This window comes from Achromobacter sp. 1014246743, from assembly GCF_059760725.1.
On the sequence record NZ_JCBANA010000080.1, the window covers coordinates 21770 to 28103 of the forward strand.

The following is a 6334-nucleotide window of genomic DNA, read 5'->3' on the forward strand; positions in this document are numbered from 1 at the left end:
TCGCGCGGCAATCGGCCGCCCAGATGAAAACGTCGGCCGCAGGTACGGCCGACGTTCAGGGCACCCCCGACAAGCGGGCCGATCAGCCGACGGCTTCTGGCTCGGCCACGCGCGGGAAGAAGATCGCCCGGCTGGGGTCGAAGTCGTAGTCGGCTTCGAAGTCGGTGGCATCGGCCGCCAGCGCCAGCACCGAATCCAGGATGAAATCGGCCTTGGCGTCGGCCAGCAGCACGCTGAAATTCAGGCGGATGAAGCCGGGCTTTTCGATTTCACGCCCTGCGAGAATGGCCTGGCGCATCTGCGAGGATTCGGCCGCGTCGATGTCCAGCAGGTGATGGACGTACGGCCCGGCGCAGGCGCAGCCGCCGCGGGCCTGGATGCCGAAGCGGTCGCTCAGCATGCGCGTCACCAGTTGCTGGTGCACGAAGCCGCCACGGCCGTTGCGCACGCGGAAGGAGAAGATCGGCAGGCGCGGCGCGGTCAGCGACCCCAGCAACTCCAGCTGCGGCACGCCTTGCCAGCGAGCCAGCGCACGCCGCACTAGGTCGGCATTGCGGCGCTGCATGAAATCGGCGCCCAGCGCGTCTTTCACCAGCAGCACCAGCGCGGCGCGGATGTCGCCCACCACGTTGGGCGTGCCGGCTTCTTCGCGGGCTTCGAGGCTGGCGCTGTAGTCGTGGCCGGCGGGCGAGACGAACTTGACGGTGCCGCCGCCCGGAAACGTGGGCGTGTCCGGCACCACGGCGTCGCGGCGTACGATCAGGATGCCGGATGCCCCCGGCCCGCCGATGAACTTGTGCGGCGAGAATACGATGGCGTCGATCAAGGCATCGGCCGCGGGCGACATGCGGATGTCCAGGTAGGGCGCGCCGCCGGCGTAGTCCCAGACCATTCTTGCGCCGGTCTGCTTGACGCGCCGGGTAATCGCCGCCACGTCGGCCACGATGCCGGTGACGTTGGACGCGGCGGACAGTGCGCAGACGACCAGCGTGCCGGCCGGGGCCTGCAAGGCGGCGTCCAGCTCGGCGAGGTCGGGGCCGCCCAGCGGGCTTTCGGCCACCGAGAGGAGTTCGGCGCCGCATTCGCGCCACGGCAGGATATTGGAGTGATGCTCGTAGGGGCCGATGACGATGCGGACCTTGCGGCCCGCGGCCACCGCGGCGGACACGCCAAGCAGGTGCACCAGGCGGTTGATGCCCATCGTGGCACCCGAGCCCGAGAAGATCACGGCATGTTCGTCGCTGGCGCCGCAACAGCGGCCGACGACGGCGCGGGCTTCGCGGCGCAGGCGTGTGATGAAGCCGCCGCAGTAAGAGGCCTCGGTGTGCGAGTTGGCGTAGTAAGGCAGCACGTGCTCGAGCACGAAGCGTTCGACCTGCATGAGCGCCCGGCCCGACGCCACGTAGTCGGCGTAGACGAGCGGCTTGGTGCCGTAAGGGCCGTCGATGACGGCGTCCTTGCCGATCAGCCCGTCAGCGAGGGCGGCGGCGATGTCGGCGGATACCAGGGATTCTTGAAACTGGCGCAACGGCCCTGTGATGGCCGGGGTCGCTTGGGTAGACATGATGGTGAGACGAGAACAGGGATTTATCTCGGAATATCATACGGTGGAAATAAATTTGAAACCTCACCTAAATTTTGGTGAAAATCACTAAAAACCGTTCATTTGATCGAATTCATGGAAAAAATAGACAAATTTGATCTAAGTATCATTGCTTGCCTGCAACGCGAGGGTTCGCTGTCGCAGCGCGAGCTGGCGGATCGGGTCGGTTTGTCGCAGAACGCCTGCTGGCGCCGGCTGCAGCGGCTGAACGCCAGCGGCATCATTCGCGGCACCCGCGCCCAGGTCAACCTGGTGGCGCTGGGGCTGGACCTGACCGTGTTCGTGATGATCCGCACCAGCCACCACGCCAAGGACTGGGCCGATGGCTTTCGGCGCCACGTCGAGCGCCTGCCCGAGGTGACCGAGTTCTACCGCATCGGCGGCGACTGGGATTACCTGATCAAGGTCACCTGCCGCGGCATCGCCGGCTACGACCGCTTCTACCAGAAGCTGATTACCGACTTCGAGCTGTCGACGGTGACGGGCTTTTTCAGCATGGAAGCCATTATCGAGAACCGGCCGCCCGACCTGACGCAATTGGCGGGTGCGGTCGAGGACGGCACGCCGGGATAACGGCTGCGATAACTCCCGGTCATGAAGCCCCGGGGTGGCTTATATCCACGGGTTATCCCGGATGCGCCCATATCGACAAATCGTCAATAGTTCGCCAACGTTTTGTTGTCGATCCGTCCCCAACTAGCCGCCCATGTCTGTTTCCGTCCGGGACGCCATTGTTTCCTCCTCCCATCTCGCCTCGTCCGCCCCGGAGCTGTCCGAGGTGGAGTTCGGCCTGATCATCGCGTCGCACGCCTTCAACCGCTGGATGGTCCGCTGCATGGCCTGTGCCGGGCTGCCGGAACTGACCTCGCTGGACATCCTGGTGCTGAACCACGTGTTCCACCGCGGCCGCGGCAAGAAGCTGGCCGACATCTGCTTCACGCTCAATGTCGAAGACACCCACCTGGTGAACTATTCGCTCAAGAAGCTCGAGCGGCTGGGCGTGGTGCAAAGCGCCAAGACCGGCAAGGAAGTGATCTACACCACCACCGATGCCGGCGCGGCCGCGATCCAGCGCTACGCAGAAGTGCGCGAGCAGTGCCTGGTCAAGCCGTTCATTGATTCGCCCGCCGCGGACGACGCCAGCCGCCAACTGGCCAACACCCTGCGCGCCCTGTCGGGCCTGTACGACCAGGCTGCCCGCGCCGCCACCTCGCTGTGAGAATTCACGTTGTCTAGCACTCTTGCCTCTTCAAGCCAGCCGCTTCTGTCCGTGCGCGGCGTGTCGGTCGATTTCAACACCGCGAACGGCGTGTTCCGCGCCGTCGACAACCTGGACTTCGACGTGCGGCCGGGCAAGACGCTGGCCATCGTCGGCGAGTCCGGCTCGGGCAAGTCGGTCACGTCCATGGCCATCATGCGGCTGACGGACTACAACAACGGTCGCATTGCCACCGGCAAGATCCTGTTCCAGAACAGCGCCGGCCAGGAAGTCGACCTGACCGCCGCGTCGGACGAGCAGATGCGCGCCATCCGCGGCAACGACATCGCGATGATCTTCCAGGAACCGATGACCTCGCTGAACCCGGTGTTCACGATCGGCGACCAGATCGTCGAAGCGATCATGCTGCACCAGCAGCTGTCGCGGTCGGCCGCGCGCAAATCGGCGCGCGCCCTGCTGGAAAAAGTGCGCCTGCCCGACGCCGAGCAGCTGCTGGACCGCTACCCGCACCAGCTGTCGGGCGGCATGCGCCAGCGCGTGATGATCGCCATGGCGCTGTCGTGCCAGCCGCGGCTGCTGATCGCCGACGAGCCGACCACCGCGCTGGACGTCACCATCCAGGCGCAGATCCTGAACACCGTGCGCGAACTGCAACGCGACCTGGGCACGGCCGTCATCTTCATCACGCACGACATGGGCGTGGTGGCCGAGATGGCCGACGACGTCGTCGTGATGCTGCGCGGCAAGAAGGTCGAACAAGGTACCGTGGAAGAGATCTTCCGCGCGCCCAAGCACCCCTATACCCGCGCGCTGCTGGCCGCGGTGCCGCGCCTGGGCAGCCTGACCGGCCGCGACCTGCCGCTGCGCACGCCGCAGACGGTGCTGGAAGGCGACACGCTGCGCGAAGTGGGCGAGACCCGCGAGCAGGACACCGCCCGCTACGACGAGCCGGTGCTGCGCGTGGAAAAACTGACTACCCGCTTTGACGTCGGCCACAACCTGTTCGGCCGCGTCACGCACCGCGTGCACGCGGTGGAAGAAGTGAGCTTTGACGTCTACCCCGGCGAGACGCTGGCGCTGGTGGGTGAATCGGGCAGCGGCAAGTCCACCATCGGCAAGACCTTACAGCAACTGGTGGCGCCGACCTCGGGCGCCGTGCGCTACAACGGCCAGGACATTTTTTCGATGGACAGTGCCGGGCGCCAGCGCCTGCGCCAGGAAATCCAGTACATCTTCCAGGATCCGTACGCCTCGCTGGACCCGCGCAAGACGGTGGCGTTCAGCATCGCCGAACCCATCCGCACCCACGGCCTGCTGGCGGGCGACGACGCCATCGCGCGCCGCGTGGGCGAACTGCTGGAACAAGTGGGCCTGAAACCCGAACACGCCCGCCGCTATCCGCATGAATTCTCGGGCGGCCAGCGCCAGCGCGTGTGCATCGCGCGCGCCCTGGCCAGCAACCCCAAACTGATCATTGCCGACGAATCGGTGTCGGCGCTGGACGTATCGATCCAGGCGCAGATCCTGAACCTGCTGATGGACCTGCAGAAAGACCGCGGCCTGTCGTACCTGTTCATCACCCACGACATGGCGGTGGTGGAAAAGGTCAGCCACCGCGTGGCGGTGCTGTACCTGGGCCAGATCGTCGAGCTGGGCACCCGCCGCCAGATTTTCGAATCGCCGCAGCATGCCTACACCCGCAAGCTGCTGGCCGCCGTGCCAGTGGCCGAACCGGGCCGCCACATCGATACCTCGCTGATCGAGGGCGAGATCCCCAGCCCCGTGCGGCGCGTGGGCGACGAACCCGCGATCATTCCCCTGGTTGAATTCGCGCCCGGCCACCGCGTGGCCCGCGCGGCCTGAACCCCCTCTTTTTCACGTCGGCCCGCCCGATTCCCCGTCCCTGGAGTTGAACATGCTCTCCCTACGCAAAACCTTCACCGCCACCGCCCTGGCCCTGGCGCTGGGCGGCGCGCTGCCCGCGGTCCTGTCGACCGCGCAAGCCGCCGGCACGCTCAACGTAGCCATCAACCAGGACCCGGGCAGCTGGGACCCGATCGACACCTTCGTGACGTTCTGGGGGTCGGTCGGCAGCAACCTGTATGACGGCCTGACGATGCGCGGCGCCGACCTGAAGCTGCAACCCGGCCTGGCCACCAAGTGGGAATACCTGGACGACAACAAGCGCCTGCGCTTTACGCTGCGCCAGGGCGTGAAGTTCCACAACGGCGAACCCTTCAACGCCGAAGCCGTGAAGTTCACCTTTGAACGCCTGCTGGGCGCCGAAGGCGCCAAGGGCCCGCAGAAGTCCAACTACGACTCGATCGGCGAGGTCAAGGTGGTGGACGAATACACCGTCGACTTCATCCTGAAGCAGCCGGACCCGGTGCTCTTGACCAAGCTGGCCGGCTACGGCGCCATGATCGTGCCGCCCAAGTACATCCAGGAAAAGGGCGAAGACAACTTCAACACCCACCCGGTCGGCACGGGCCCGTTCAAGTTCGAAAGCTACCAGCCCAAGGTCAACGTGACCCTGGCGCGCAACGACGACTACTGGGGCGGCAAGCCCAAGCTGGACAAGGTGGTGTATCGCTTCATCGGCGAACCGGGCACCCAGGTGGCCGAGCTGCAAGCCGGCCGCATCGACGTCGCCACGCTGATCCCGCTGGGCCTGATCGAAACCGTGAAGAAGTCCGGCAACGCCGATGTCATCTCGACCGGCGGCCCGGTGGCCTTCGCGCTGCGCTACAACACCAAGACCGGCATCACCCAGCACCGCGACGTGCGCCGCGCGCTGATCATGGCCGTGGACCGCGACGCCATCGTCAAGCAGCTGCTGCTGGGCCAGGCCAAGACCATCGCCAGCTTCCAGGGCCCGCAGTCGTTCGGCTACAACCCCGACCAGAAGCCCCTGCCGTTCAACCCCGCCGAAGCCAAGAAGCTGCTGGCCGGCGCCGGCATCAAGGCCGGCGCCACGGTGCAGATCGACGTGCGCGGCAGCGATTCGAACTTCCGCGAAGTGGCCCAGGCCGTGTCGGGCTACCTGCAGGCCGTGGGCGTGCGCGCCACCATCAAGCCGTACGAAACCGGCGTGCTGCTCAACGACATCATCCCCGGCGGCAAGACCGGCGAGATGTGGCAGAACCAATGGGGCGGCTGGACGTACGACTACGACAACACGGCCTACCTGATGTATCACTCGGGCCAGAAGTGGAACCCGTACGACAACGATCCCAAGCTGAACGCCATGCTGGAAGCGCAACGCACCGTCTATGACGTGAAGAAGCGCGAAGCCATGCTGCAGGAAATCGCCGGCTACGTGGCCGACCAGGCGCTGGAACTGCCGCTGTACAGCCTGAACACGATCGTGGGCGTGAACAAGCGCGTGAAGAACCTGGAAGTCCCGGGCGACATCCGCTTCCGCTTCGTCGACACGTCGGTGGACTAACCCCCCCGAAGCGCTGCGCGCTTGCGCATTAACCCTACTGACCCGCCCCGGTGAAAACCGGGGC

At 65.8% G+C, this 6334-nt stretch carries 5 protein-coding genes; 4 read left to right on the forward strand and 1 reads right to left on the reverse strand.

The features are described 5' to 3' along the window. Positions 1–82: 82 nt before the first annotated feature. On the reverse strand, positions 83–1564 hold the full coding sequence (locus AC6LJ2_RS25730) for an aminotransferase class V-fold PLP-dependent enzyme (RefSeq protein WP_445656929.1): 1482 nt from the start codon (positions 1562–1564) through the stop codon (positions 83–85). Between the two features lie 114 nt (positions 1565–1678). Here AC6LJ2_RS25730 and AC6LJ2_RS25735 point away from each other — a divergent pair, with 114 nt between their 5' ends. The 4 genes from AC6LJ2_RS25735 (at position 1679) to AC6LJ2_RS25750 (ending at position 6270) form a co-directional block, all read left to right on the forward strand. Next, positions 1679–2176 (forward strand): Lrp/AsnC family transcriptional regulator, encoded by a 498-nt coding sequence (locus AC6LJ2_RS25735; RefSeq protein ID WP_263911095.1) that lies wholly within the window; start codon positions 1679–1681, stop codon positions 2174–2176. Between the two features lie 133 nt (positions 2177–2309). Further along, on the forward strand, positions 2310–2822 hold the full coding sequence (locus tag AC6LJ2_RS25740) for a winged helix DNA-binding protein (protein ID WP_175195699.1): 513 nt from the start codon (positions 2310–2312) through the stop codon (positions 2820–2822). A gap of 9 nt (positions 2823–2831) precedes the next feature. Further along, the gene (locus AC6LJ2_RS25745) at positions 2832–4685 is read left to right on the forward strand and encodes an ABC transporter ATP-binding protein (RefSeq protein WP_498152460.1); all 1854 of its coding nucleotides are present in this window, start codon (positions 2832–2834) and stop codon (positions 4683–4685) included. Between the two features lie 52 nt (positions 4686–4737). Further along, complete coding sequence (locus AC6LJ2_RS25750) at positions 4738–6270, forward strand: ABC transporter substrate-binding protein (RefSeq protein ID WP_263911097.1); 1533 nt, start codon at positions 4738–4740, stop codon at positions 6268–6270. The last annotated feature ends 64 nt before the right edge of the window (positions 6271–6334 follow it).